Raw genomic sequence first — 25,627 nt, 5'->3', positions numbered from 1 at the left:
AAATGTAGGTGAACACTACATTGTTAACAATATATAAAAAGAAGTTTATTGACTGATAGCTGAATAAATTAATGGGTATAAGTTTTTATCGAAAGTTAAGATAACAGTTAAGCTTAATTTAAGCTTCTTGGTTTAGGCTATAGATATAACAGGCATAATAATGTCTTTCGTTTCAAAGCATTCATAAGGAAAGCGATATGTTAAAAGTAGAAATATTAGAGTCATCTAACACAGTGTTACTAAAACCGACCGACAAACTAACACCATCAGATTTTGAAGTGGCGGCTAGGATCATAGACCCGTATATTAAAAATTCAGGTAAGCTCAATGGCATTATCATCCATGTCAAAACTTTCCCTTGATGGGACTCCTTTTCAGCATTTATTTCACATTTAAAGTTTGTCGGAGATCATCATAAAAAGGTCAGCCATGTCGCACTTGTAACTGACTCTGCAATAAGTTTGATTGGCGAGCATATAGCAAGTCATTTCTTAGCCGCAGAAATAAAACACTTTTCATTTGACGAATTGGATAAAGCAATCACATGGGCTTCTCATTAAACGCCTAAACATGGTAAAAGCGGCTTTGTAGAAAGTACTTTATTGGATAAATATGAAAATACGCCATTTCATAATAACTATAACTGTTGGGGTTAACTTAGTTTTTTACCTCGTCGGTTGGTATTGGATACTTTGGTTTTCAGTGCCAGTTTTACTATTAGCTATTTATGATGTTTTCCAAAAACAGCACACCATATTAAATATCTACCCAGTTATCGGACATCTACGTTATCTATTTGAAAATATAAGGCCAGAGATTCAGCAATATTTTGTTGAGTCCAACATCAATGGACGGCCTTTTAACCGTGAATATCGCTCACTTGTTTACCAGCGAGCAAAGGGAGAAACAGATACTCGCCCTTTCGGAACACAATTTGATGTTTATCGTTCAAGCTATGAATGGATTAATCACTCTCTTGCTCCAACTAAAGTTGCACCTCAAAACTTAAAGGTACAATTTGGCAACAGTGCTTGTTCGAAGCCTTATATTGCATCCCCGCTGAATATTTCAGCGATGAGCTATGGAGCATTAAGTAAAAATGCAATTATGGCGCTTAATAAAGGAGCACAAGAAGGTGGCTTCGCCCACAATACCGGAGAAGGAGGACTAAGCCCATACCACTTAAAATACGGTGGCGACCTTATTTGGCAAATAGGCACTGGCTATTTCGGCTGTCGAAACGAGCTGGGTAATTTTGATGAGAAACAGTTCGCAGAAAAAGCTACGTTAGATGCAGTAAAAATGATTGAAGTGAAGTTATCACAAGGAGCCAAACCCGGACATGGTGGGATTTTACCTTCGGCAAAGCTCACTAAAGAGATCGCTGATATTAGAAATGTAGCACTGGGACAAGATGTTATCTCCCCAGCGGCACACTCTGCCTTTTCATCACCCAAAAAGTTACTTCAGTTTATTAATAAATTAAGAAAACTTTCTGGTGGCAAGCCTGTTGGCTTTAAGCTATGTATAGGCTCAAAAATAGAGTTTTTTGCTATTGCTAAAGCAATTGCGGAAACCAATATTATTCCAGATTTCATTACAGTTGATGGCTCTGAAGGTGGTACAGGTGCCGCACCAATTGAGTTTACCAATGCAGTAGGCACACCACTGGTTGATGCTGTCATTTTCGTAAATGATGTATTAGTAGCTTTAGACGTGCGAGAAGAGATCAAAATAATCGCTTCAGGTAAAATAATTTCCGCTTTCCATATAGCGAAAATTATTGCTTTAGGTGCTGATGCAGTTAATTCTGCACGAGGAATGATGTTTGCGCTTGGCTGCATTCAGTCAAGAACCTGCAATACCGACAAATGCCCAACGGGAATCGCTACCCAAGATCCTGCTAGATATAGATTTCTTGATGTTAATGATAAAAGTAGCCGAGTGAAAAACTATCACAATGCTACTATTGATCACCTAGCGGAATTAATCGGTGCATGTGGTTTTGACACATTGGACGACTTAAAACGCGAGCATATCAATAAAAGAGAGAGTAATGGTCATACCACCAACTACGAGCGAATTTACCCTTCAAAACTTGTAGGGGCATTGTCAAAATATGAAACAATACCTCACAACTGGCTTGAAGATTGGAACAAAGCATCATCAGATAGCTGGCTTTAAAGCTAATTTCACAAACAACGTTAAATATCAGGAAAGAAATTGATTAATCAACTACCTAAATGGATTGAACTAGGAGCCGCATTGCTTGCCTTTATAGCAGGGTTTATCAATGCTGTAGGGTTGCTTAGTTTTGAACATCAATCAGTTTCTCACTTATCTGGTACGGCGACACTCGTTGGCATTGCCGCACAAGACGTTAACTTCACATTATTGTTTAAATTAGCCGGAATTATAGTTGCGTTTGTTATCGGCGCGGTAATAGCGGGTATTTTCATTGAGAGCCGTGACCTTAAACTAGGTCGTCATTACGATACATTACTATTTTTTGAAGCGATACTAATATTACTCGCAATTTACTTTTTAAATAACAATTTGATGTGGGGACAAATGAGCCTATCTGTGGCCTGTGGCATTCAAAATGCGATGGCGACAAGATATAGCGGCGCTATCATCAGAACGACGCACTTAACGGGTATTTTTACAGATATTGGGATAATGATTGGCTCTTATCTAAAAGGTGAGAAGTTTGATCACAGAAAGTTTTGGTTGTTTTTTCTTATTGTTATTGGCTTTATTATTGGTGGCATAGTAGCTGCACCATTATTTGCCTTTATAGGTTACAACAGTTTATATATCCCTTTCTGCTCATGCATTTCTTTGGCAGCGCTATATCGATGCAGAACCCGTAAACAAAAGTAGTTGGCCTGTTAGTATTGCAAGCGAAAATAAACTACATTAATTAGTAATTAATGTGATGGAGACTCTTTGGTGGAAAAAATAAAAGTTAAGGCGTATCACCTAAAAATATTTTTCACTATTTTGATTGTTATATTTTTTGCTGAGATGCTCGTAATGTATTCGCTTTCATTTTTTCACTTTGAAAATGCTTCATTTGAAATAATCCTAGATTCGTTGATATTGACCTTTCTTGTAGCGCCCTTTATTTACTATTTTCTTTTTTACGACCTCGTCAATAGAAATCAAGAATTAGTGAGAGAGCTTTCACAGCAAGTTGAAAACTTGAACATGGCTGCTCTGGTATCTGAAACTGACATTAAGGGCTACATCACACATGTAAATAAGAAGTTTTGCTCAGTATCAGGGTATTCAGAAGATGAGTTAGTTGGAAAGACTCATAAAATAATAAATTCAAGAAAACACCCTCCTGAATTTTGGCAAAACATGTGGTTAACAATTTCATCAGGTAATATTTGGCAAGGAGAAGTATGTAACCGAAATAAAGATGGAGGTTATTACTGGGTTGAATCGACTGTTATTCCAAAGTTTGACAAAAATAGAAACATTTTGGGATACGTATCTATCAGGTTAAATGTAACGGAACAAAAAGAAACGAAAGAACAGTTAAAGCATGCTGTAGCAAAAGCAAGAGATTTATCAGAAGCAAAGTCGCGTTTTTTAGCGACAATGTCTCACGAGATTCGAACCCCCATGAATGGGGTGATTGCCATGACAGAGCTTTTACAAAAAACACCTCTAGATAACGAACAAGAGGCTATGTTGTCCACCATTCAGTCCTGTGGAGATAGTTTATTGGTAATTATTAACGACATACTTGACCTATCAAAAATAGAAGCAGGGAAAATGGAATTAGAGCTTCATAATTTCTCATTAAAAAAACTAGTAGAAGATCTTTTATTTCTTTACAGTTCACAAACATCGGCAAAAAACATAACACTCGAAAAATCACTTTCTACCGCTATTGAAGATTCGTTTTTGGGTGACTCAACTCGCATTAAACAAATCTTGTCTAATTTCATTTCCAATGCAATTAAGTTCACTGAACCAAATGGTCAAATTACTTTTAATTTGCTCTCTAAAGACATTGACGAACAGCATACTGAATTATGTTTTTCAATCAATGATACTGGTATTGGTATGACTCCAGCACAAATGAAATCGCTATTTTCAGAGTTTACTCAAGCAGATAGTTCGACATCGAGAAAGTATGGTGGAACAGGTTTAGGTATGTCTATTAGCTCAAGGTTGGCAACTTTAATGGGGGGAGCTATTGAAGTCAAAAGTGAATTAGATAAAGGTACTGAAGTTTCCTTTAGTATTGTGCTAGAAAAGTTGAAGGATGTTGGGCTAGACAGTTATGAGAAAGTCGATAACACAATTGAAGATATTCAATATGCTCAGCACTACCCACATAGAATACTCATCGCTGACGACAATGCTATAAATAGAAAAATTGCTATTTTAATGTTCAAATCTTTAGGGTACGAATGTGAAGCTGTTACTAATGGCAATGAAGCCATCGAGGCCGTCACAAAAGAAAACAACTATAGTATAGTTTTTATGGATGTAATGATGCCTGAGTTGAACGGCATTGAAGCAACCATTTCATTAAAAAAGCATCTTGGTAAAAACTGCCCTCCAATCATTGCAATGACTGCTAACGTACTGCCTGAAGATCAGGAGCAATATATTCAAGCAGGCATGTTTGATTTTGTGCCAAAACCAATCAAACTGGAAAAAATAAAACACATTTTGACTCAGTATTGGGTAGACCCGAACTCCTAGTTGATATTTAAGAAAGGCCGTATAAAGACAAAAGCTAAAAGTGGGATTATTAATATATCAGCTACAAGCTTCATTGCCAGCGAATTTCCAATAAGCAGATCGATTAGTATTCCAGCAAAGGTTCCAAATATTACTGTTAACTCAAATAACATCTCGTGTTTATCATATGCTTGTTTTAACGTCAGAGCTTTATTTTTATAACGTGCTTTACAAAAAAAGAGCGAAGATATTACAGAAACGACTATAGCAAATATTATTTCGCTTAAATGCACGCTAGACCTCCTTTTAATTTAGCTGTTGAATTATTGATGTTCTCCACTCGTTTGCTAGCGCTTGACTCGTTTATCTTTATACATAAGCTGATCTGCTTCTTCTATTAATTGCCTTTTTGAATTTGATTCCGAACTATAGGCTACACCAATAGAAATGCTCGCTTTAAAGTTCAATAGAAAATCATCAGACCTTTGTTTTAAATCTTGAATTAATCCTTTTACAAAAAGGTCTGCCTCCCCCTTGTCAGCAAAGACTAAAAGACGCGTAAACTCATCTCCTCCTACCCGAAATGCGAAGTCCATTTTTCTATGCGTAGAATTTACTAGGATATTGGAAAACTCTTGTAGTACCTCATCCCCTTTAGTGTGCCCAAAATGATCATTGATATATTTAAAGTTATCTAAATCACAATAAAGCAAGACCAATTCGCCGTTTGTTCTTTTACAAAGCTCAAACTGTTCTTCAAGTTGTTCGTCAAAACATTTTCTATTGTAGAGTTTCGTTAATGGATCAATTAGGCTCGTTTCTTCCAACTTCTTCTCAAACTGTAACACCTTATTCACGATTAACAGCAGCAGTACGCTTAAGACGATATTAGCGGTCCATACTACGTAGCGATTAAAGAATGCTACGGAGTCTATTAATTCGATAAGAGTAGGGATAATGACTATCAAATATAGTAACTTGTTGATGCAATTCTCTTTATCAAACTATACAACACCTAATAATTAACAAGATTAATGTAGGTTACCTTAATTTATTAATTAAAAAAAAGTTTATATTTAAAATTCATACTCTAATGCCAGCCTAAAGCTGTGATCTTTACCTGATTGAGAAATTTCGGAAATAAAGCCAGCTTCCCATTTCAATTGCTTTTGTCTGTCGATTCTATAAATCCCCATAAAGGCTGGGCCTATACCAAAGAGTTCTTCTCCACTGTATATCTCAATAGCAGGTTGCAGTTCAGGTATCCAGCGGTAGCGATATTTTAATCTAAATTCGGTCTCAAGTTCGTCTTCTATATTTTCACCCCATTCGTAAACAACAAACGCATTCATTGTTAAGCTAGTTCGGCCAAATTCTTTCTCGAATAGCACACCTGTTGTAAATTCCCAATCATATGATTGATGCAATTTTTCAAGCTCAAACAGCATGCCCCAGTCGGCCCATTGTTCCCCCTGCTCAGTTACCATCCACCGCAGCTCAACCTCATAGGCTTGTAAGCTAAAATCTTCAGTTTCCGTTTTTTCGCCAACTAAATAAGCTTCTAGCATTAAAGACTCATTTAAAGATTTACCAAATGCTATTCTTTGACCAAGTAAGTTTCCCTCGTCAGTTTGTCTTGACAACATACGCCACTCAAATTCCGTCTCGTTTGGCAGCACATATGGGTGATAGACTTTATCGACGACGATACCGTCGGCCAATACTTGCGAACAAAAAAACAAGGCGAAGATCGACAATATTCTCATTTTTCGTTCCTCACAATAGGTGTAAAAATTCGATTTAGCTTCTTCGCAGACAAAATTAATAACATCATTGCCATCATTACACTGGCGAAATAAGTTACTACATATTCTACCGTTGGTACGGCCTTATAACCGATTAATGTGTTGAGCAAATAACCATATTCTGACGCATCAGCAACAAAGTTTGAGATATCCCATAACGGATTGCTAGTGCTTATCACATCGATTTGCTGGAGAAGTTGAACGTTTTGAGTAGCAAAACCTGCCAGATACAACACCCAAAAAAAGTGCTTCAGATTGCTAATACTTGCAAACGAGCTTTTTAAAAAAATCGTAAGCAACATACTAAAACTTAAGCAGATCCCAAGCCCAAAGAACCCACCAATGAACATGCTTATAAATGTTGGATTACTAGAAACCATTGCAGAGAGATAGATAAAAAATTCGCTTAAATGTATGGCGGTGAATAAAGTGAGCGCCATTACCAGTAAACACCTTAAAACAGCATTCAGCTCTGATTGGCTACTCAGTATTGGCGTTATTGTTAATAAACTTATGTAAACTATGGTATTGACCAAGCAGTAAAATACTTCGATACCATCGCCATTAAATAACTCACCAACATTTTCAATTTGAGTGTATAGAAGGAGAACTGAAATAATTGTCCCTCCAATATAAAAACTCAAATCCACCTTGGTTAGTCTTAAATTGGACGTTGCGCCAACAATGAAAGACAGCAAAACAAAAATTGGGAAAATATCTTTAATAAAAAGGAGCACAGTATTAATTAACATTACTATTCTCCACAATAACGACCCCTCTTGCGGTTTTTGGGAAATATTCACCAAAGTATTCATATCGACCAGCAGGTAATGGCCCGATAAAAATACGTCCTTTCTTCTTTGGGAAAATTACTTTTTCTCTATTTAGATCAAAGCTATCAAATTCTTCTATTGAATCATCTTCATTGTGAATGATTAGCTTTACTTTCGTGTTAGCAGGAATAGTGATTTCTGAAGGTGTGAACACATGGTCTTTCAGGGTTATATGAAACTCCTTTGGCTTAGCCCAAGCATTAAATGCAACCCAAAGAGAAATAGAAAGTACAATTATTTTTGTCAATCTAGCCTGCATCGATATTCCCGGTATCTAAATGTGGTAATACGATATCAACTCTTAAACCGCCTAGTGATGAACGCCCTAAAGCGACATTCCCTTTATGCAAAGCAACAATATGACTGACTATAGACAGCCCTAAACCACTGCCTGTTTGCTCGTGATGCTTCACGCGATAAAACCTTTGCATAACTTTATCTAGCTGTTCTTCCTCAATACCGGGGCCAGAGTCTTCAACTGATATTGTAATATTGTCCCCGTTGTTAGTTGCTGATATTAGAATTTCAGCACCAATACCGCTGTACTTAATGGCATTTTTTATCAAGTTGTCGAATAGCGTTTCCAAAGAAAATTTATCAGCGAAAATGCTCATTGAAGTTGCGTTTAATGACACTGACTGGCCTTGTGAGTCGATTTGGCTAAAATTACTCGCAATAACTTCTTGGAGGAGATTGGAAATATTAAATTGTGTTTTCTTTGCGTCAAAGTTCTCTGGTGTAGTTCGGTTAAGTGCGATTACTTGTTCAATAACATGAGCCATTCTTTCAGTGTTCGCTGTAAGATCTTCAATATGCTGCTCTTCAATATTTTTTGCTTCAAATGCAATTTTAAGATTGTGAGCATTGAGTTTTAGCACACTAATCGGCGTTCTTAGTTCATGTGCGGCATTACTGGCTAAGCTTTTTTCCCGCTCAAACGCGGCATTAAGCCTCACTAGTAAGCCATTGATAGTATTTTGAATTGGCTCTAAATCTGTTGTATGTGCTTCGATATTTATAGGCGTTAAATCTGATGCATCTTTCTGCATAACGCTTTCTGAAAGCGTTCTAATAGGTGACAACGCTTTATTAACAGCAAGGTATACAATTAAACCAATAATAGGAATAACAATAACAATAGGTAAAACAGCCTCTAGTAAAACCTGTTCAATTGATTCAATTCGCTGCGGCATCGGCTGTGCAACAATAACTTGTGAGTACTCGTCTGATAGAGAGAAATAGCGCCAGTGGTTACCCATAAAGCTTCTATAACCAAATTCCTCAGTTGAGTTTGCTATTTTTTGACTAGGGGCGTTTTTACTTTTAACAATGAGCTTATTTGCTTTCCATATTTGAAAGGCAAATGATGAATGTGTATCAACGTCAAAACCGCTTGGCGCAATTGGACTGTTTTTCAAGGTAAAAGCAATTGAGCGCATCTCATCATCGAACACACTGTTTAGCTTTTGATTACTCGCCTTGAAACCTTGTAAGGCAGCACTAAAGGTTGCCAGTACAATTGAAGATAAAATAACAATTAACAGATAGCGTTTAATTGTCATTTAACTTTTACTCACGACATAACCGACACCACGAACCGTTTTTATAAATTCCGGCGGTAACTTTTTTCTCACATTGCTGATGTGAACTTCAATGGTATTTGAGGCAACTTCCTCCCCCCATTCGTAAAGCTTATTTTCGAGTTGCTCTTTAGATTGTATTCGACCAATATTTTCCATTAATGATTTGACGATCATGTACTCTCGACGCGAAAAACCTATTTGTTCGTTCTCAACTTCAATCGTATGTGATTGCGTATCAAGTGATACTGTTTTATGAGAGATAATCGAAGAGGTATGCGTTCCAGCTCTGCGCTCAATAACTCTTAACCTTGCTAATAGTTCTGGCATACTAAATGGTTTAGCGAGATAATCATCTGCTCCCAAATCTAATCCCGCTACTTTGCTCTCTACACCATCTCTAGCTGTTAAAATTAATACAGGAGTTGCTTCTCTAGATTTTTTCAACGATTTGAGCACGTCAAGACCATCAATATCGGGCAAGCCAAGATCAAGTACTACGCAATCGTATGGATTAGTTTTGTTTGCGGTGATGGCAGCAGAGCCATTTGAGACATGATCAATACTATAGCCTTCATGTCTCAAAGACTCTTTTAACCCGTCAGCTAATTGATTATCGTCTTCGACTAACAGTAATCTCATCAAACCTCTTTTCTTGTAAACAAGCCATATCTCTATGCTTTTGCTATCTTTTCAGTTTTTTGTTCACTTTAGCAAGTAATAGTTCAATTTCTTCATGGCGATATTTATCAGCCAATGGTCTAGTATCACGTGGCGTGGCTTGCTTTGCCTTCTCTAGATAAACTAGCGCTTGCTTATAGTCTTTTTCGTCATATAAGTACTCGCCATAAAAATAATTTGGATCGATCCCGTCTGGATTGATAGCCAATGCCTTATTTAGCATTACTTTAGCGTCATCATCATCACCAAAACCAATAGGCCAGCCGGGCACCTTATGATAAAGCGTGCCTAAACTAGTATAGGCTGACCCCATCAGTGCTTGCTCATCTATTTCAAGTGCCTTTTCTAGCGATTTTTTCGCCGCTTTAGCTAAAGAAAGCGCTCCTAAACCGCCTTTTGCCCCAGCATAGCTAGATTCTACAATGCCTTTCCATACCCATGCTTCGGCTTTTTCAGGGTAATTTAACGTAAGTTGCTCTGCTTCTAAATTCAGTTTTTCAAATACTTCCTCTTGCTCTTTACCATCATACTCATAATTGACAGATGCCCAAGATTGCTGCAATTTTAACAATGCATCATCAAATTCATTTGGAGTATCAGCCATTACAGATGCTGAAAAGTAAATAGCGCTCAGTGCTAAAAAACGTTTAATGTACTTCATTATTGCTCTCCTCTTGCGAAGGTTAGAATTTCTTTCGTTTGTTTACTAATTGACTTATCAACAATTTCGGGGAACACCCCATTGATTCGTGCGAAAAACTTTTCAGGCCAACCAACTGTTTTACGAACACTTTTACTGTTGATGAGTTTTAATAATTCTTGCGCGACAAATTCTGTAGAGTCTGAATGATTACCCAGTTCACTGTTCATTTGCTGAACGCTTGTTGAATTAATTGAAGTGTTCGTCGCCCGTGGAGCAAAATAACAAACCCTATGCTCGCTATTAGCTAACTCTCGCATTAAGGCTTCTGTAAAGCCCCTTAAGCCAAATTTACTGGCGCAATAAAGTGAATAGCCCGGATATCCAATAGCCCCAAATGCAGAGCCAACATTAACAATTGTGCTAGCTTGCTTTACACGACCCAAAAATAGACGAGTAAAATCAATTGTTGCGATCAAATTCGTGCTAATGAGTGATTCGATGTCATTACAACTCACTTCTGCAATACTTCTAAATTGCGAAATTCCAGCATTGTTAATCAGCATTGTCGGCTGGTGTTCTAAATCTGCAAAAGCCTCGTCAATAAGTACACAGCGAACCTCAGCATCATTTAAGTCGCCGCAGATAATATGATGATTTCCGTTTAATGACTTTTGCAATGCCTCAAGTTTCATTTCATTTCTACCGTGTAAAATGAGTTGAAAGCCCTGAGCATCAAACAAGTGAGCTATCGCTTGACCAATGCCTCCCGTAGCACCAGTAAGCAGGCATACATGTTTATGCTGCATGAGATGCCTCCTCGCTAATATTTCCAGAACTGTCTAAACTTCTAAAAATATTGGCATATAAGACATAAAAGTGTTTCGCACTTTCGACAATGATATCTTGTTCACTTTTATCGGTGATCTTATCCATCAAATTTTCAAAAAATTTGACATGATCTATATCCAGTGCGCCATGCGACCTTAAGTATGAAAAAGCATTTTGGGGTAATTGCAATTTGCCTTTAATAACGTCTGCGGCATTATCGGCTAAAGCAATACTCGTCCCTTCAAGCACATGTACCATGCCGAAGAACATAAGTGGTGATACTCGATTAACCGCGTCATAGGCATAAGAAACCATTAACTCAGTATTAAAGTTTGGCTTGCTGTGACGGACGATTTCTTTATCAAATCCACATGCGGCAATATCGTTTAAAATCCACTCTTGATGACCTAGTTCCTCTTCAATATATTCCGCAACCGCTTCTCTTAACCACTCCTTGGACTCTGGCAACTTCGCACCAACATTCATCAATAAAGGTACAGTGTGTTTTACATGATGATATGCTTGACTTAAAAATTTCACATAATCTTCTACTGATATTTCACCTTCAAAGCAGCGCTTGATAATTGGTGAAGAAGTAAGATAATTGCGCTCATTCGCGGTTTCTGTTTGTAATCTTTCAAATAATTTCATGGTTAATTTCCTTCTCACTGCTTTGGCGATACAACGCCGCCATTTCTTGGGAAAAGTTGTTTAAGATTTGATTTCGTTTCGGGCGGCCATTCGATGTTAGCTGCCCACTTTCTATTGAAAGAGGTTGCTCCAGCGTATGAAAGTGTTTAATACGTGCATAATCTGGAAGTGATTGGTTTACTTTATTAATTACTGTGGCTATAAACTCATTTGTAAGCTCTCTATTGATTGGAGATACAAGAGCAACGAGTGAGGGCTGTGCATCACCAAATACCACGACTTGAGAAAAAGCATTAGTCCCTAATAGCTCTGATTCAACCCACTCTGGCGAGATATTTCGGCCAAAAGAATTAATCAATAAATTTGATTTACGGCCATTAATTTCAACACGACCGTTAGTAATAGATGCTATATCACCTGTTCTGACGCTTTGTTGATACCAAGTTTCAGGCAACCCTAAATATCCTAGAAATGCATTGCCCTTAACCACTAATTCGCCGTTAATAACCTCTACTGATAAGTGAGGTAAAGCTTCACCTGCTGAAAAATCATTGATTGCTTCACTGCTATTTAATGCAACTACCGACGCGCATTCTGATAAGCCATAACCTTGAAAAACAGGAAAGCCGCTTGTTGTCGCTTTAGCTAGAAGCGAGGGAGCAACTCGACTACCGCCTACCGCCATAAATTTGAACGAATCTGGTAGTTGCCAACCACTGCTATTCGCATGTAACAGAAACTGAAGTAATTCAGGTACTAGGATAATTGTTTCGGGTTTAACACTTGAAATTGTATTTAACAAAACATCTGGTGAAGTAATCGAAGAACCGTTAAAGCCTCTTTCGTTATCGGAATAAATACAAATTGTTCCTCCAGCCATCAGAGGAGCGTAGATGCCTGCAATATTTTCAAGTAGTGTGGAAAATGAAAGTAAGCAAAAGTGCTTAGGCTGTTTAAGGCCAATTCTTTTGACTAGCGAGTTTGCGACTTTAAATTGATTCTCAATACTTAAACATACACCTTTAGGTTGTCCTGTAGAGCCAGAAGTAAAGGTCACTTTGCTCGTGCCTTTTGGCATACTATTTTTATTCGAGTGCTTAAATTTCGAAAACTGATATATAGGAAAAATAAACGTTTCCCAAAGTGTTGAATTGTCTACGGGTTGAATTATTACGTCTGGTTCAACACGAGCAATAACACTATCAACCTGAGACTTCGAGAAAAACGAAGGAACTGGAACAAACACCACACCTGCTTTTTGGCACGCTAAGTCGATATACACCCACTCAGGGACATTGTCACTTTCCAAAACTAAAACATTGACGTTATGCTCAACTAACCAATAGTAAACACGTTCAACTTGGCTGAATAATTCTTCATAGCTAACGGTATTACTTTGTGTTTCGATGGCAATACTATTTGGGTCATTTTGAAATATCGCTTTCAAGATCATAATTTACCTGCCATTTTTAAACAGGTAACTTCTATTTTCCCGGCAAGACGGTGAAACAACTTTTTGTAGAACTTGTTTTCTTCAATTAGGGCCATAACCGCTTCTAGTGATACTGACACTACTTGCGGATTTGTTTGATAGTAAGTGCCCCAATTATCGGTGCTTTCTTGTAAACAACTTTCTTTAGCATCGGCTATTTTATAGAACTCAACGCCTGATTTAGTCAGCAAATCAAGTACATGCTCAGTACCGCACAAAATAAGTGCTTTCTTGCCCAACAAATATGAAGTGACTGCGGTCACCATAAATAACGGAATAGTGAATCGATTTGAGTTGCTATACAAACTGCCAATTTCAACAAGCTGCTCAACATAAACTTCAGGTAAGTGATCTTTAACGCACTCTATGATTGGTTTATCAAGGTATTGCTGAACAAAGAAAGTCTCTTTACCACCTCTCATGCCCAAGGCGGCTTTTAAATTTTTATCCTCTATATAAAGCAACGCTGGCATGGTGACAGATATATCAGCGTTAAAAGCTTTTTTGTAACCATCACGAATAAAAGTTGATATTTCTTCCCTTTTTTTAGCATTGCTAAAAAAACAAACACCCATGTCGAAGGGAACGTGTTCCTTGCTTTTTACAGGAGCGAGCATTGATGAAGTCTGAGCTAAATTTTGCATTTGTAAATCTATTTCAACTGCTAATAGCTTGACTATAAATAGGCTTCCTTAAGATAAACTTAAAAAATAAAAGATTTTGATCTTAATCCCACTATTGTTTAATCCAAGTTTTTAGGTGCCCTCTGATTTCTAGTATACGCTCCGGTGAGTACGAACCAGCTCTCATAATTTTAAGTTCGGCAAGCGAAATTTTAAACAATTTATGCTTAGCATCAATCACATAAAAGCTTCCATTATGAGTTAGGACTTCTAGTTCCCCTTCAACCATAGTTTTAGTCACAACTTGAGAAGTCACCATTTGTTCGAAAGAGCGAAATCTAAAAGTTTCATCATCTATAACAACACCGGATAAAAACTCCCCAATTAATGATTTTTCAAATTCTTTATAGTCATAGACCGAGAGTATGTAAGCACTCCTTGCTCCTATAAAGGACAACTGTCAGCTCAGAATTTTCCAGTCAATATGCAACATGTTGCCCGTCATACTAGGCATCATATCAGGCAGCACCATTACCATTATTGAACAAACCAAACAATGCCAAAGGCGGCTGCACAAGCCAACGCTAAAGCTTTTTCGTTAAGTTTCATCATCACTCTCCTGTGGTGGCTTTCGCCACCACTTTATTACTTTTCAAGCTCTACCATATCTTTCGCCGCAATGTCACCTGATAGTAATTTCACCGTCGCGAAGTGATCATTTACGATCTTAGTAATTTGTACCGTTCCTACTTTTTCAATAGTGTACGGTTCATCACCTTCACTGGGCGCAATAACATTATGAAATCGAATAACATTGTATTTTTGTCCAACCTCTGCGCCATGTTTAGCACCAATACAAATCAGAGTTCTATCCGTAGATTGCTCAACAACTTGGCCCCTCATCATATTTTTATGATAAAAGGCAGTATTGGAACAACCCGCTAAAAAGATACCGAACACAAATAACAGAAGGATTTTAATATTTGATGTTTTCATCATTTTTTCCTCATCTAACTTATTAACTGAGCAAGCTCTTTGGAAGCTTACTTATTTTTCCGACTTGCACCCGGAGGAACTTTGTGACAACTCCACGGCTTATGAGCAGCGTTGTCTTTAACATTCTGATCAACAAATTTGTAGTAGCTTTCTTTGGTATGTGTCCACCAATCATCATGAACATCGGCACCATGCTTGCGAATAACTTCTTCAATACCATCAAGGTCAATATTGGTAGCGTCATAAGCAAGGTGAATTTCACCTTCCTTGATGTTGTAACTCACTTCATCAATACCAAATATTTCATCAATTTCTGCTATTAATTGATCACAATTCTCATCTGTAACATTGCTTAGCTTTAAGTTTCGAACAACTAAGTTTTGCTCTCTAACGCCTACTCTATGATCTAAATCACTCATAATTTATCTCCTAATGTTTGTGTGAATGTTGTTGATTGCTATCTTTCATTTCTGCCATTTTGTCTTTCATTTGTGGCATCATGTTTTCCATCATTTCCAGATGATGTTCAGCCATCTTGATTTGCTTATGCATTGGCATTGCTTCCATGTTTTTGTGCATGGATTGCATCATCTTCATCATTGAGCGGTGATGTTCAGCCATCATCTGCTTTTGCTTTTCAGGATCTTTTTCAGCTTTGATGGCATGGACTTCCTCTTTCATTTCCTTCATTTTTGTATGCATTTTGCCCATATCCTCATGCGACATTGCCATGCCTTGATGCATATCCGATTTTTCCGCACCTTCATGCTTATGCTCATTGTTTTGGGCAAATGAGCTAGTGGTTATAAGTAGTGAACTAATAAATAAAATTGATTTAGTTAACGTTTTCATGATTTTTACCTTCTACACTTTTATTAAAATTTGGGATCCAACTTGGTGTCGATTCCATATACCTGTGGTACTCCGAACCAAACTCAGCAATCGCTTGTGCTTCTTCGCGTTTCGCTAGCTTGACGTAAACAACGACTAAGATCGGAAACATCGCAAGTGTTGGGATTGTCGGCCACTGCAATAAAAAGCCGAACATGATTAGAATGAAAGCTACATACTGTGGGTGGCGACACCTTGCATACCATCCAGTTGTAGCCAATTGATGATGTTTTTGCGCGTGATGCAATACATTCCATGCTGAAGACAACATAAAGAAACCTGCAACAATTAACACCATACTCACTATATGAAATGGGTCCCAATGGGCATCACCTTGAAATCCAAAGAAAGTATGTAATAAATGCCCATTTTCATGCGCAAAGAAATTTACTTCTGGATAGGTCTCCGTCAGCCACCCCGACAGAAAATAGATAGTTAAAGGAAAGCCATACATTTCAGTAAATAGGGCAACAATAAAGGCAGAGAACGCGCTTAGACTTCTCCAATCAGTTGATGTTTTTGGTTTGACAAAACTAAAGGCAAAAAAGATAAAAATTGCTGAGTTCAGTATCACCATTGACCATAAGTCATAATCATATGTTTCATTCATCACTGCTCTCCTTTTTATGTGATTCCTTACGTGCCTTTTCTAACCCTTGTATGTAGCCATCGCGATAGGCTGCATTTTTATCCGTGAGTTCTTGAAAGCTCTCTTCCTTTTTTTCATCAGGCGCATGTGAATGATCGTGACCATGTTTACCATGACTGCCATGCATAAATACGTGCATCAAGGGGCATAGCAATAAAATCAAGTAGGGAAGAAATTGCAGCATATGTTGACCATGCTCAAGCACTAAGAAGTAGGTCACTGCGGCAATAAGTGCCAGTGCAGCCCAGCCTGTAGGTGTTGACCAAAAATTAGGGTGTTGATTTTTCATATTGCCCTCCTAAACGACTTTTAAGACACCGCGATACATTTGCATCTGACAGTGAAACTCATGCTCTCCCGGTGATAAGTTCAATAGGGTAATTTGAGTAATTTCATTTAATTTAAGCTGTTCGCTTATATCCAATGAAGGAATAAGCATTGTTTCAGCGCAGGGGGATTGATCTTTGCGCATAAACTTCAGAGTGACAGGTTGGCTAGCAGACACCTGAATTGAGGATGGGGAATACACACCATCCCTCACTTCAATGAGTACTTCATTACCTTGAACGATTGTTTTATTGGGTTTATATAGCCAAAACCACCAAACAATCAGCGCGATTAACATTAAGCCTAATAAGTTAATAACCATCATTGTGATTCTCCTTAATGCTCTTTTGCTTTAAAAAAGCGAAGTCGATTTGCATTTGACACTACAGTCAATGATGAAAACGCCATTGCAGCACCTGCAATTACAGGGCTAAGCAGAATGCCAAAGAAGGGATATAGAATCCCCGCAGCAAAAGGAATCCCGGCTATGTTATAGACAAACGCGCCAAACAAGTTTTGTTTGATATTTCGTAAAGTGGCTTTGCTTACAGCTATGGCATCAGCAAGGCCATGAAGTGAGCCACGCATCAGGGTAATATCAGCACTTTCGATTGCTACATCAGTCCCTGTGCCTATGGCGAAACCGACATCGGCTAACGCTAGTGCTGGAGCATCGTTGATGCCATCACCTGTCATACCAACGATCTCGTCACTGTCTTGTAGCTCTTTGACCTTGTTGGCTTTGTCTTCTGGCAGCACTTCAGCAAGAAACTCACTAATACCTGCTTTTTTGGCAACAGCGGCTGCGGTTTCCTTGTTATCACCTGTTAACATGATGACGCGTATACCATTAGCCTGAAGCCGTTTGATAGCAGAGATTGAGTCTGACTTAATGGGATCTGCGACAGCAATGATTGCGGCAAGTTCACCATCTACAGCAAAGTACATAGGTGTTTTGGCTTCTTTGGCTAAAGACTGGGCTTTTCCAACAAAGCCTGTGAGGTCTATGCCTTTTAACTTCATTAGTTTATCGTTACCAAAAAGCAGGACTTTATTGTTACAGTTTGCTTCTACACCAAAACCCGTAATGGCATTAAACGATTCAATTTTTAGTAACTCAATATCCTTATCTAACGCACTTTCAACAATCGCTTGCGCTAAAGGGTGCTCTGAGCCGCTTTCTAAACTTGCTGCAAGCTGTAGTACGTCTTTTTCGTCAGTAGCTTTTGCTAAAACAATATCGGTTACCTTAGGTGCCCCTTCAGTAATAGTGCCCGTTTTATCTAAAATCATGGCTGTGATTTTAGAGGCGGTTTGTAACGCTTCTCCATTTCGTATAAGCACTCCGGCTTCTGCTGCTTTTCCTACTCCGACCATGACAGACATGGGTGTTGCCAAGCCTAAAGCACACGGGCAGGCAATAATAAGCACAGTAGTTGCTGATACGATAGCAAAAGCAATTGCTGGCTCAGGGCCAAAGTTAAGCCATGCTAACGCACTTAACACCGAGATGATCATGACTACAGGAACGAAATAGGCGGAAATAACATCGGCCAAGCGGCCAATCGGCGGTTTTGAATTTTGCGCTCGTTTCACCATATTGATGATCTGTGCAAGCGCCGTGTCTTTACCAACGCGTGTCGCTCTAAATAAAATCATGCCTGATTTGTTCAAAGTACCAGCGACAACCTCATCTTCTTCGGCTTTTTCAACAGGCATAGGTTCGCCTGTCAGCATGGACTCATCAATAGAGGTGTGTCCTTCCAATACAACGCCATCTACGGGAATTTTTTCACCCGGCTTTACTTTCACAACATCATGAAGCAAAACCTGTTCGATACCTATCTGAACCTCTTTATTATCACGAACTACAGTTGCCGTTTTGGCCTGCAAGCCGATAAGACGTTTAATGGCCTCAGAGGTTTTACCTCTGGCTTTTATTTCTAATGCTAGACCTAAATCAATTAAGCCAATGATCATGGCGGTAGCTTCAAAATAGACATGTCGTGCCATCAATGGAACGGCGTCAGGTGCAAACACGACAACCATCGAATACACCCAAGCTGTACCTGTTCCTAAAGCTATTAGAGTGTCCATATTAGCGGAGTGGTTTTTAAAGCTTTTCCAAGCGCCAATATAAAAATGCTTACCTGAAAAATACATAACACCAAAAGTTAAAATGCCTACAACCAGCCAAGACATGCGTTCAAGGTTTGTTTCAACCGTCATTTCTCCAACCACAATGCTGTAGATCATCAAAGGAACGCCGAGTGAAAGAGCAATAAACGTATCGCGCATTAGCTTTTTGTAATATGCCCAGTCCGCCGCCTCTTTCTCGTCAAGCGCATCTGTTGCTGAGCTATCATCAATTGGCTTCGCGTTATACCCCACTGACTCAACAGCTTTGATCAATTCTTCTGTTTTAGCTGTCCCAGAAACTGTTACAGTCCTATCAGCAAAATTCATTTCCGCACTGACGACTCCAAGCGTTGCCTTTAACGCCCCTTCAATTTTGCCTACACAGCTAGCACACCCAGCTCCTTCTATGATGAGCTGTTGGTTATGTGATACTTTCTCCAACGTATTCTCCTTACTTTTACATGAAGAAGATTGAGCTTTTGCCTGACAGCAACAGCCTGATTCAGTTTTTATATTTGTTTTAGTAGCCACCATTTTTCCTCCTATGCCGTTTTAATTTGCTCAAAGTTTTCGATGAGATGACAAACCATGTTTGCAGTCGGTGCTTTGTCTTCCATTTCTTCCCATTGAGAAAGAGCCAAAGACATTTTTCCTCGAAGTGCCAACATTGCTTGAAACTGCTTTTCTGTTTCTTCAAGCCGCTCTTTGATCAGACTTCTGACTAATGGGCACGCACTTTTACCATCTTCAGATTCATTAAGAATTTGCTTGATATCAGCAACGGAAAAACCAAGGTTTCTGGCACTTAAAATGAACTTAAGTCTCGATACCTCTTTATTCGAGTAAGACTTATAGCCGTTCACTGACTTAGCAGGTTTTAACAGTCCCAATCGCGTGTAATAGCGCACCGTATCAGCAGTCGTTCCAAGACTTTTTGCCAGCTCTGTTACTTTCATATTTACTCCTTAGTTTTTCGCCTAAGTTTGCACTTTCACCTACAGCTTAGACCTGTGTCTAAGACACAGGTCAAGCGTTTCCTGATGATTTAATGTACTCCGCTATTGCTTTTATCTGTTGCTCGTTTAGCGGCATTTTAGGCATAGGTGAAGATGAGTTATTAAACTGAGGGTTTTGAAGCTTATTGATAAAGAAGCCGATCCCTTTGTTTTTAATCGTTTCATCTAACGCTGGGCCAACTGTGCCACCATCACCTTTAAATGAATGGCAACCTTGGCAACCAAATTGAGTAAATAATTGCTTTCCATCAGGCGCTATCGGGGTTACTGGCGCTATTTTTTTTGCCAAAGGTACGCTTTGGCTAGTTAGCTCCAAAAACTCAAGAACAGCTTGCGTTTCTTTACCTGTTAAATGCGCCTTTTCTCGCATATGCGGCATAATGACTTTCCATTCTGGAATTGAGAATTCATGAACAGCGCGAGCGTTATGGCATCTTGCACAGTTGTTATTGATCACTTCTGCACCGGAAATTTTCTCTTGTGCATAAGAACTAAAAGCAGACAAAAGATATAAGCTGGCAACCAATAATATTTGAATAATTGATTTCATCTAGGTATCCCCTTAAAAGCCATAGCTGTATTGGATAGCGAAGCGCTTGTCGTCTTCCCCATCGTGAACAGTTGTATCTTCGTATGTCGCCTTAATGACTGCTCGACTGTCTAACCAGTAATTAATGCCATAAGCCCAACGCTCTGCTTCGTTAATTTTATTGGCCTCAGCATATTCAACGACGAAATCGGTTCCTTGTAATACATTGAACATTTTTCCTGCCATAAAAGTTGCTTGGAGATACCAGCCATTGCGGTCAAATGTGATCACTTTGTTTTCTTCATGTTCATCTTCTTCAAGGGCATCGGTTGCAGTTTTGATGTATTCCCCTCTGACGATGTAATGATTACCAATCCAGTTAATATCAAAACCAGTTGCTGTAAATCCTAGCTTTTCATCATCATCATATTTTGCCGTGTAATAAGAAGCGCCAACCTCAATACCCGGAAGAAAGGCATACGCAATACGACCCCCAAATGCTTTGTCAGAGTTGTTATCCGCACTCGTTGCTTCAAACGCTAGTTCAGGAAGTTCCATAGCATGATCATCAACTTCTTCATGCTCGCCTTCCCCTTCAGCATGATCACCTTCTTCATCGCCATGTGTAGCCTCGGCAGCTAGTCCATTGGTCACATATGCGTCAAAAAATATTTTTTGGTTTTTACCCAACGGAATAATGTGTTGAATGCCAACGCCAATATCACTCATCACCGGTAACAAACCTTGCATAGGTTGATAACCACCATGACCACCTAACCCGCCATAAATACCGGGAGAAAATGCTGAGCGATTTATCCAACTAGGGTGTTGATTCGGTCCATACTGGCCGAATGGGAGTAGAAATTTACCTGCGGTAAAAGTCGTTGTATCAGAAAGAAAATAATGAAGATCAGCGTATTCAAGCTCAATTTCAGTTTCCCCATTTTCATCAACTGAGATTTCAGTTTCAGCTTCTATATGCATTTTGTCACTGAGACTAAACAAGAATATAGGTACAAATCGTGCGCTGAATGCACTAGTATCCATCAATTTACTTTCTTCGTATTTTACGTCTCCATACCCCGCTAACGCGAAGCGACTATTATTTTGTTGTTCATTCGCTAAGAGTTGCCCACTCACAACAGCGGTAGCTATTGCAAATGGCAATAATTTGAGCATGTTCATCATGCCTCCCAAAAATATTGTGCTAATAGTTCAAAACAGTTGATTGTTTAAACCAATGAATAAGTCGTTCTATTTTTGATGGGACTGGCGAAAAAAAGGCGCACTGATCCCGTGATTAGCCAATAATTGGGGGACGATAAGGTAAGAGGTGAATGCCAGAGACTGGCGGGAGTATTTGTTGGATAATTAATTCAAGGTGAATATTGCGGCTACTACCTTCTTCATCCTGCACAAGATAGGCATTTAAATGAAAGCTTGCACAAAATCCACCTTCACAACAAGCACAGTCACCAGCTTTACATTTTTCACAGTCTTCATCAGCATGATTGTGGGTAGCTTCTACTGAATTTTCATCGTGATGGTGATTATTGTCATTCATTAATTGATGATGCATATTTTTAGCGGATTGCATAATATGCGTGGCAGAAGAATCATTATGATGTTCTTCACAATTCATAGGTTCAGCAATAACTAAGCCATGCTGCGTAAGCAACATAGTTAGCATTACTATTTTAAACCACCTGAAAAGCCTTAACATGCTGATTCCTTCTTTACCATCATAAACTTTAACAACTTGTGAAAATAACTCTATGATCCTGATCAAATTTTAAACCAAAACTTATATTTACATTTTTAGCTCACCAAATAGATTTAAAATCTCTGGGTTGTCTAATTTAAACTGATGGGATTGAAGCCAAGCATAAGCATCATCATAAGAAACAAAGACTCTGCGCTCATAACCCGGTTCTGAATATGGGATCATTTTTTCCAACTGTTCAGCTTTAAGTGCACTAGGCTTGTACACATGACAATCTTTAATACAGCCATTTTTAATGAACCAAGCACAGTGCTCCGCAACTATCGGCTCTATTCCGGGCACACCCAACTCCCATTCAACAAAAAATGATAAAATGGCCCACTGTTCGCCTATCAGCGGAGACGTTTTTTGCCTAAATTCTTTAACATACTGAATAATGGCTTCTTCATTCCATGCACCTCCAAACCACTGCACGACTATATTATTACTAACAGTGATTTTCCATTTGCCATGGACACTAAACATACACGCTCCCTTGAACATTGATTTAACAACCCATTTAGATTTATGTAACCCACTCTATGAACCTAAAACCAGCAAAAAGTAAAGGTTGGTGAAGCAAGTAAATTAACAAAGAATGCCGACTTAGCAATGTTACAAAAGTAGGCATTTGATATTGATTTACCAAAGGCATACCAAAAGTTTTGAAATGCGCAGCCCAAATACCAAGCAAAGGCAAAGCTAGCCAAGGAATCGGGGTAACTAAGTCACTAGGGTATTTTGAAATGTAACCTTGAATATAGTTAAAAGGCCAATTCCAAGGTGTTTCTATTGCAAGATATGAAGTCATTACAAATAATGACAAGAACAGTGCAAGTTTGGGCTTGTTCACCAGCCATACTAATAAAACCGTTGCGACCGCGATAAAATGTAAAATTCCAAAGTAAATCCAATGTTCAGGCAAGGTAAACAATGAGGATAATGTCACTAGTAACGCTGCACTAGATACCTTCGCCATTCGCCAACTTAACTTCTTCGCTGATATACCTCCTTGATAGGAATAAACCAGACTGGCACCAACTGAAAACAAAAACAGGCTTACAATTAATGCTCTAAACTCTTTCCAGAAAATGCCATTCGGTATGTCTGTTGTGACATAGCCAAAATGGTTTAAATCCCAGACAAAATGAAAAGCTACCATCAATATAATTGCAGTAGCTCTCATCGAGTCGATATAATTATTTCTTCGCACGATTTTTACTAGATGAATGGGTGTGAAGCACCTTCCATTCACCGTCTACTTTTTTAAATAGAAACGTTTGGAAGCCTGTTTTATCGAAGGTTTTTCCTGACTTCCTCACCTCGCCTTTTACTGCTGTATCTGCAAGTGCCCAAGCAAACTCATTTTCAATATGAATTTGGATATTGGAAAAATCCAAATTCAAGAAAACCAACGCATCTTTTTCAGGTTCAACATGATGCTCAACTAAATCGTTAAGTCCGACATTTTGACCGCCTGATTCAAAATACCTTGCCCCTTTAAAGTCATGAAAATGCGTGCGAAAAGGCTTACCATCGCCGTTTTCCCAGCCATATTTAATTTGATGAATGATATAAGTAATTTGCTTTTCATCATCTATGTGGCTTTTATCATGCGCATTTGAAAAAAATGCCAGCATACTCAGAATGCTAATTAATATATACTTAGTCACTTGTTAGTCTCCGTTGTTTGACCAATAAATTAACGTGACCAATGAATGTGCTTGATCTTCCATTCACCGTTTTGTTTTTCCAGAACCATCGTTTCCATGCCTTGATAATCGCGCTCTTTACCTTTGTAATTACCTTTAGTATGACTGCGCAAAGCAGATATAGCGGTATTTCCAAGGATAGTTACTTGATGTTCAAGTGGTTCACTCTTCATAGAAGCAAGATATTTCATATCCGACAGCATATGGTGATGAGCATATTCATCAGCACTTCTTTCAACGCGGCCACCCTCGTAGATGGTCACATCATCAGCCAACTGTGCTCTTGCTTGTTCCTTGTTGCCCGTTTCTAGTGCTTGATGAAATGCCAAAACAACTTTTGCAGCAGGGGTATCTATACCTTTAAACAAACCTTTGACTTTGTTCTTATCACCATGAGCGTTTGCTGCGAAACTAAACGTCATTAATAAAACGAGTAATATATTTATTGTTTTCATTTTCATTTTCATTCTCTCTTTTAGGTTTCAATTTGCAGGGCCAACAACGCTAGTAAGCCCAGCCGTTACAGATAAAATGGCAAAAGCGACTACCATTTCTTTAGAAATAGATTTAGATAGTGCTTCTCTGCCATCGTTATTTTTAAGATGTGGGACAAGTTTTAATTTATGCTTAGCTGCGATGCCCAATATCGAAGTCACGAGAGCTAATTTGAGTAGCAGAGTTTGCCCATAGCTTGAACTAAACAGTTCTTCAACATTTCCGACTAATTGATAAGCTAACCAAAGGCCTGCAATTAACAATAGACTCACGGCGATACTTGCTTGCCTTCCAAACGTGTCCATCAATGTGTAAAGCTGCTCATAGCTCTGTTCATGGCAAGCTTGTTTAAGCGGAAACAACGCTCCGAACCACCAAGCCATAACAAGCACATGGAGCATCAGCAATACTTTTTCGAACACGCCTAGCTCAGATACATGGCCTACTAAGGTAAAGGTGTATGCAAGTAAAAATAAACTAGATACCAAACTGCCTTGTTTTAGGTAATTATTCAGTAATACTGATTTGAGTTTGAACGGTGATATTAATACCAATATTGCTATCATTACCCCTATGGTTCGAAGCAAAGTTCCATCACCAATAGAAGAGTCCCACATAATACCTAACATATCAGGGTCGAATGCACCGTGAATGCCTTCTTCTGCCATTGCACCAGTACTGGCAAAGAACCAAACACCATTAGCAATCAAAGCGACGATGATCGAAGCCCTCATCCATTTAAGGTTTGCTGTCAATGATTTGTTATGACATTCATTGCGCTCAAAAATCGGCCTGAAAAATGTATAACCAGCAATACAGGCAAAGCCAACGTAAAATACAATTTTTGACAGCACAGTGACTGTATTCCAGATATACATTTCCATAGCAATCACTCCATTAGATTAATGAACCATAAAGCCAAAGCTATCTTTCATTTTGTGCCCATCTTTACCTAAGAAAGTAACATCAACAACATAGTTAGCAGGTGCAAGTTTCGGTAGTTTCCACGTAAATTCGGTATTGGCCTCTTTAGTAGGTTTGAAGCCGAACTTAACCTTTTCACCTTTTTTGTTTTTCAATGTAATTTTGACTACACGAACTTCTTTGCTAAATGCCAATGTTAACTTTTCTGGAGTCTTCATTAGCATTGCATTATCAGCAGGCACGCTTTTTTCAAGATGCACATGCGCGAAAACCGCACTACTAAAAACAACGCTGATTACAGTTAAAAATTTAATTAATGTTTTCATATTTACCTCTGTTTAATT

At 38.6% G+C, this 25,627-nt stretch carries 34 protein-coding genes and 1 pseudogene; 4 read left to right on the top strand and 31 right to left on the bottom strand.

Going from position 1 to position 25,627, the window contains the following annotated elements; all coding sequences use genetic code 11:
• Positions 1 to 380: 380 nt before the first annotated feature.
• From QQK05_RS18675 to QQK05_RS01685, 4 genes and pseudogenes are all read left to right on the top strand, one after another.
• A pseudogene (locus tag QQK05_RS18675) lies at positions 381 to 560 on the top strand (STAS/SEC14 domain-containing protein); the annotation flags it as partial.
• Between the two features lie 142 nt (positions 561 to 702).
• Entirely contained in the window at positions 703 to 2,184 is a 1,482-nt protein-coding gene (locus QQK05_RS01695; RefSeq protein ID WP_284295639.1) for an FMN-binding glutamate synthase family protein, read from the top strand.
• Between the two features lie 39 nt (positions 2,185 to 2,223).
• Positions 2,224 to 2,883 (top strand): YoaK family protein, encoded by a 660-nt coding sequence (locus tag QQK05_RS01690; RefSeq protein WP_284295638.1) that lies wholly within the window; start codon positions 2,224 to 2,226, stop codon positions 2,881 to 2,883.
• A gap of 69 nt (positions 2,884 to 2,952) precedes the next feature.
• Positions 2,953 to 4,728 (top strand): ATP-binding protein, encoded by a 1,776-nt coding sequence (locus QQK05_RS01685; RefSeq protein WP_284295637.1) that lies wholly within the window; start codon positions 2,953 to 2,955, stop codon positions 4,726 to 4,728.
• Here the strand turns inward: QQK05_RS01685 and QQK05_RS01680 are convergent.
• From QQK05_RS01680 to QQK05_RS01535, 31 genes are all read right to left on the bottom strand, one after another.
• Positions 4,725 to 5,000, bottom strand: a complete 276-nt coding sequence (locus tag QQK05_RS01680; protein ID WP_284295636.1) for a hypothetical protein — start codon at positions 4,998 to 5,000, stop codon at positions 4,725 to 4,727. The two genes, QQK05_RS01685 and QQK05_RS01680, sit on opposite strands and share 4 nt — an antisense overlap.
• A 54-nt stretch (positions 5,001 to 5,054) precedes the next feature.
• On the bottom strand, positions 5,055 to 5,564 hold the full coding sequence (locus QQK05_RS01675) for a GGDEF domain-containing protein (RefSeq protein WP_284295635.1): 510 nt from the start codon (positions 5,562 to 5,564) through the stop codon (positions 5,055 to 5,057).
• A gap of 219 nt (positions 5,565 to 5,783) precedes the next feature.
• Entirely contained in the window at positions 5,784 to 6,473 is a 690-nt protein-coding gene (locus tag QQK05_RS01670; protein ID WP_284295634.1) for a hypothetical protein, read from the bottom strand.
• Positions 6,470 to 7,264, bottom strand: coding sequence for an FTR1 family protein (locus tag QQK05_RS01665; protein ID WP_284295633.1), 795 nt, complete (start codon positions 7,262 to 7,264; stop codon positions 6,470 to 6,472). Before QQK05_RS01665 ends, QQK05_RS01670 begins: the two co-directional genes overlap by 4 nt.
• Entirely contained in the window at positions 7,254 to 7,604 is a 351-nt protein-coding gene (locus tag QQK05_RS01660) for a cupredoxin domain-containing protein (protein WP_284295632.1), read from the bottom strand. The genes QQK05_RS01665 and QQK05_RS01660 overlap by 11 nt, the downstream gene beginning before the upstream one ends.
• Positions 7,594 to 8,907, bottom strand: coding sequence for a sensor histidine kinase (locus QQK05_RS01655; protein ID WP_284295631.1), 1,314 nt, complete (start codon positions 8,905 to 8,907; stop codon positions 7,594 to 7,596). Before QQK05_RS01655 ends, QQK05_RS01660 begins: the two co-directional genes overlap by 11 nt.
• Entirely contained in the window at positions 8,908 to 9,567 is a 660-nt protein-coding gene (locus QQK05_RS01650; RefSeq protein ID WP_284295630.1) for a response regulator, read from the bottom strand.
• Positions 9,568 to 9,610: 43 nt separating this feature from the next.
• Positions 9,611 to 10,267, bottom strand: coding sequence for a tetratricopeptide repeat protein (locus QQK05_RS01645; protein WP_284295629.1), 657 nt, complete (start codon positions 10,265 to 10,267; stop codon positions 9,611 to 9,613).
• Complete coding sequence (locus QQK05_RS01640; protein WP_284295628.1) at positions 10,267 to 11,055, bottom strand: SDR family oxidoreductase; 789 nt, start codon at positions 11,053 to 11,055, stop codon at positions 10,267 to 10,269. Before QQK05_RS01640 ends, QQK05_RS01645 begins: the two co-directional genes overlap by 1 nt.
• Positions 11,045 to 11,728 (bottom strand): TenA family transcriptional regulator, encoded by a 684-nt coding sequence (locus QQK05_RS01635; RefSeq protein WP_284295627.1) that lies wholly within the window; start codon positions 11,726 to 11,728, stop codon positions 11,045 to 11,047. Before QQK05_RS01635 ends, QQK05_RS01640 begins: the two co-directional genes overlap by 11 nt.
• Positions 11,715 to 13,175 (bottom strand): AMP-binding protein, encoded by a 1,461-nt coding sequence (locus tag QQK05_RS01630; protein ID WP_284295626.1) that lies wholly within the window; start codon positions 13,173 to 13,175, stop codon positions 11,715 to 11,717. Before QQK05_RS01630 ends, QQK05_RS01635 begins: the two co-directional genes overlap by 14 nt.
• A gap of 2 nt (positions 13,176 to 13,177) precedes the next feature.
• Positions 13,178 to 13,864, bottom strand: coding sequence for a thermostable hemolysin (locus QQK05_RS01625; protein WP_284295625.1), 687 nt, complete (start codon positions 13,862 to 13,864; stop codon positions 13,178 to 13,180).
• Positions 13,865 to 13,955: 91 nt separating this feature from the next.
• Complete coding sequence (locus tag QQK05_RS01620) at positions 13,956 to 14,300, bottom strand: hypothetical protein (protein WP_284295624.1); 345 nt, start codon at positions 14,298 to 14,300, stop codon at positions 13,956 to 13,958.
• 3 nt (positions 14,301 to 14,303) lie between these two features.
• Entirely contained in the window at positions 14,304 to 14,396 is a 93-nt protein-coding gene (locus tag QQK05_RS18670) for a DUF5676 family membrane protein (RefSeq protein ID WP_407704842.1), read from the bottom strand.
• Positions 14,397 to 14,488: 92 nt separating this feature from the next.
• Positions 14,489 to 14,842 carry a hypothetical protein gene (locus QQK05_RS01615; protein WP_284295623.1) on the bottom strand — a complete coding sequence of 118 codons (354 nt, stop codon included), beginning with the start codon at positions 14,840 to 14,842 and terminating at the stop codon, positions 14,489 to 14,491.
• A gap of 44 nt (positions 14,843 to 14,886) precedes the next feature.
• Positions 14,887 to 15,258: a cation transporter gene (locus tag QQK05_RS01610; protein WP_138478122.1), complete on the bottom strand. Its 372-nt coding sequence runs from the start codon at positions 15,256 to 15,258 to the stop codon at positions 14,887 to 14,889.
• A gap of 10 nt (positions 15,259 to 15,268) precedes the next feature.
• Entirely contained in the window at positions 15,269 to 15,691 is a 423-nt protein-coding gene (locus QQK05_RS01605; RefSeq protein WP_284295622.1) for an EMC3/TMCO1 family protein, read from the bottom strand.
• The gene (locus QQK05_RS01600; RefSeq protein ID WP_010558024.1) at positions 15,675 to 16,340 is read right to left on the bottom strand and encodes a methyltransferase family protein; all 666 of its coding nucleotides are present in this window, start codon (positions 16,338 to 16,340) and stop codon (positions 15,675 to 15,677) included. The genes QQK05_RS01605 and QQK05_RS01600 overlap by 17 nt, the downstream gene beginning before the upstream one ends.
• The gene (locus QQK05_RS01595) at positions 16,333 to 16,668 is read right to left on the bottom strand and encodes a DUF2933 domain-containing protein (RefSeq protein ID WP_008467859.1); all 336 of its coding nucleotides are present in this window, start codon (positions 16,666 to 16,668) and stop codon (positions 16,333 to 16,335) included. The genes QQK05_RS01600 and QQK05_RS01595 overlap by 8 nt, the downstream gene beginning before the upstream one ends.
• A gap of 9 nt (positions 16,669 to 16,677) precedes the next feature.
• Positions 16,678 to 17,031 carry a cupredoxin domain-containing protein gene (locus tag QQK05_RS01590; protein ID WP_004589267.1) on the bottom strand — a complete coding sequence of 118 codons (354 nt, stop codon included), beginning with the start codon at positions 17,029 to 17,031 and terminating at the stop codon, positions 16,678 to 16,680.
• An 11-nt stretch (positions 17,032 to 17,042) separates the two neighbouring features.
• On the bottom strand, positions 17,043 to 19,286 hold the full coding sequence (locus QQK05_RS01585) for a heavy metal translocating P-type ATPase (protein ID WP_284296413.1): 2,244 nt from the start codon (positions 19,284 to 19,286) through the stop codon (positions 17,043 to 17,045).
• 101 nt (positions 19,287 to 19,387) lie between these two features.
• Positions 19,388 to 19,801: a MerR family transcriptional regulator gene (locus tag QQK05_RS01580; protein WP_138478134.1), complete on the bottom strand. Its 414-nt coding sequence runs from the start codon at positions 19,799 to 19,801 to the stop codon at positions 19,388 to 19,390.
• 70 nt (positions 19,802 to 19,871) lie between these two features.
• Positions 19,872 to 20,411 (bottom strand): cytochrome c, encoded by a 540-nt coding sequence (locus QQK05_RS01575; RefSeq protein ID WP_284295612.1) that lies wholly within the window; start codon positions 20,409 to 20,411, stop codon positions 19,872 to 19,874.
• A gap of 12 nt (positions 20,412 to 20,423) precedes the next feature.
• Positions 20,424 to 21,578: a porin gene (locus QQK05_RS01570; RefSeq protein WP_284295611.1), complete on the bottom strand. Its 1,155-nt coding sequence runs from the start codon at positions 21,576 to 21,578 to the stop codon at positions 20,424 to 20,426.
• A 112-nt stretch (positions 21,579 to 21,690) separates the two neighbouring features.
• On the bottom strand, positions 21,691 to 22,080 hold the full coding sequence (locus QQK05_RS01565) for a hypothetical protein (protein WP_284295610.1): 390 nt from the start codon (positions 22,078 to 22,080) through the stop codon (positions 21,691 to 21,693).
• Between the two features lie 120 nt (positions 22,081 to 22,200).
• A complete protein-coding gene (locus tag QQK05_RS01560) occupies positions 22,201 to 22,638 on the bottom strand; it encodes a hypothetical protein (RefSeq protein WP_284295609.1) in 438 nt (145 codons plus the stop codon).
• Positions 22,639 to 22,678: 40 nt separating this feature from the next.
• Entirely contained in the window at positions 22,679 to 23,365 is a 687-nt protein-coding gene (locus QQK05_RS01555) for a heparan-alpha-glucosaminide N-acetyltransferase (RefSeq protein WP_240721916.1), read from the bottom strand.
• The gene (locus QQK05_RS01550) at positions 23,352 to 23,825 is read right to left on the bottom strand and encodes a YybH family protein (RefSeq protein ID WP_138478140.1); all 474 of its coding nucleotides are present in this window, start codon (positions 23,823 to 23,825) and stop codon (positions 23,352 to 23,354) included. The genes QQK05_RS01555 and QQK05_RS01550 overlap by 14 nt, the downstream gene beginning before the upstream one ends.
• A 29-nt stretch (positions 23,826 to 23,854) precedes the next feature.
• On the bottom strand, positions 23,855 to 24,325 hold the full coding sequence (locus QQK05_RS01545) for a YybH family protein (RefSeq protein WP_284295608.1): 471 nt from the start codon (positions 24,323 to 24,325) through the stop codon (positions 23,855 to 23,857).
• 21 nt (positions 24,326 to 24,346) lie between these two features.
• Positions 24,347 to 25,243 carry a copper resistance D family protein gene (locus tag QQK05_RS01540; RefSeq protein ID WP_284295607.1) on the bottom strand — a complete coding sequence of 299 codons (897 nt, stop codon included), beginning with the start codon at positions 25,241 to 25,243 and terminating at the stop codon, positions 24,347 to 24,349.
• Between the two features lie 18 nt (positions 25,244 to 25,261).
• Entirely contained in the window at positions 25,262 to 25,609 is a 348-nt protein-coding gene (locus QQK05_RS01535) for a copper resistance CopC family protein (RefSeq protein ID WP_284295606.1), read from the bottom strand.
• Positions 25,610 to 25,627 lie beyond the last annotated feature (18 nt).

Origin of the sequence: Thalassotalea loyana, assembly GCF_030161435.1 — a bacterium.
GTDB lineage: Bacteria > Pseudomonadota > Gammaproteobacteria > Enterobacterales > Alteromonadaceae > Thalassotalea_G > Thalassotalea_G loyana.
The sequence above is the reverse complement of the archived record's forward strand: the minus strand, read 5'-3'. Positions and strand labels throughout refer to the sequence as shown.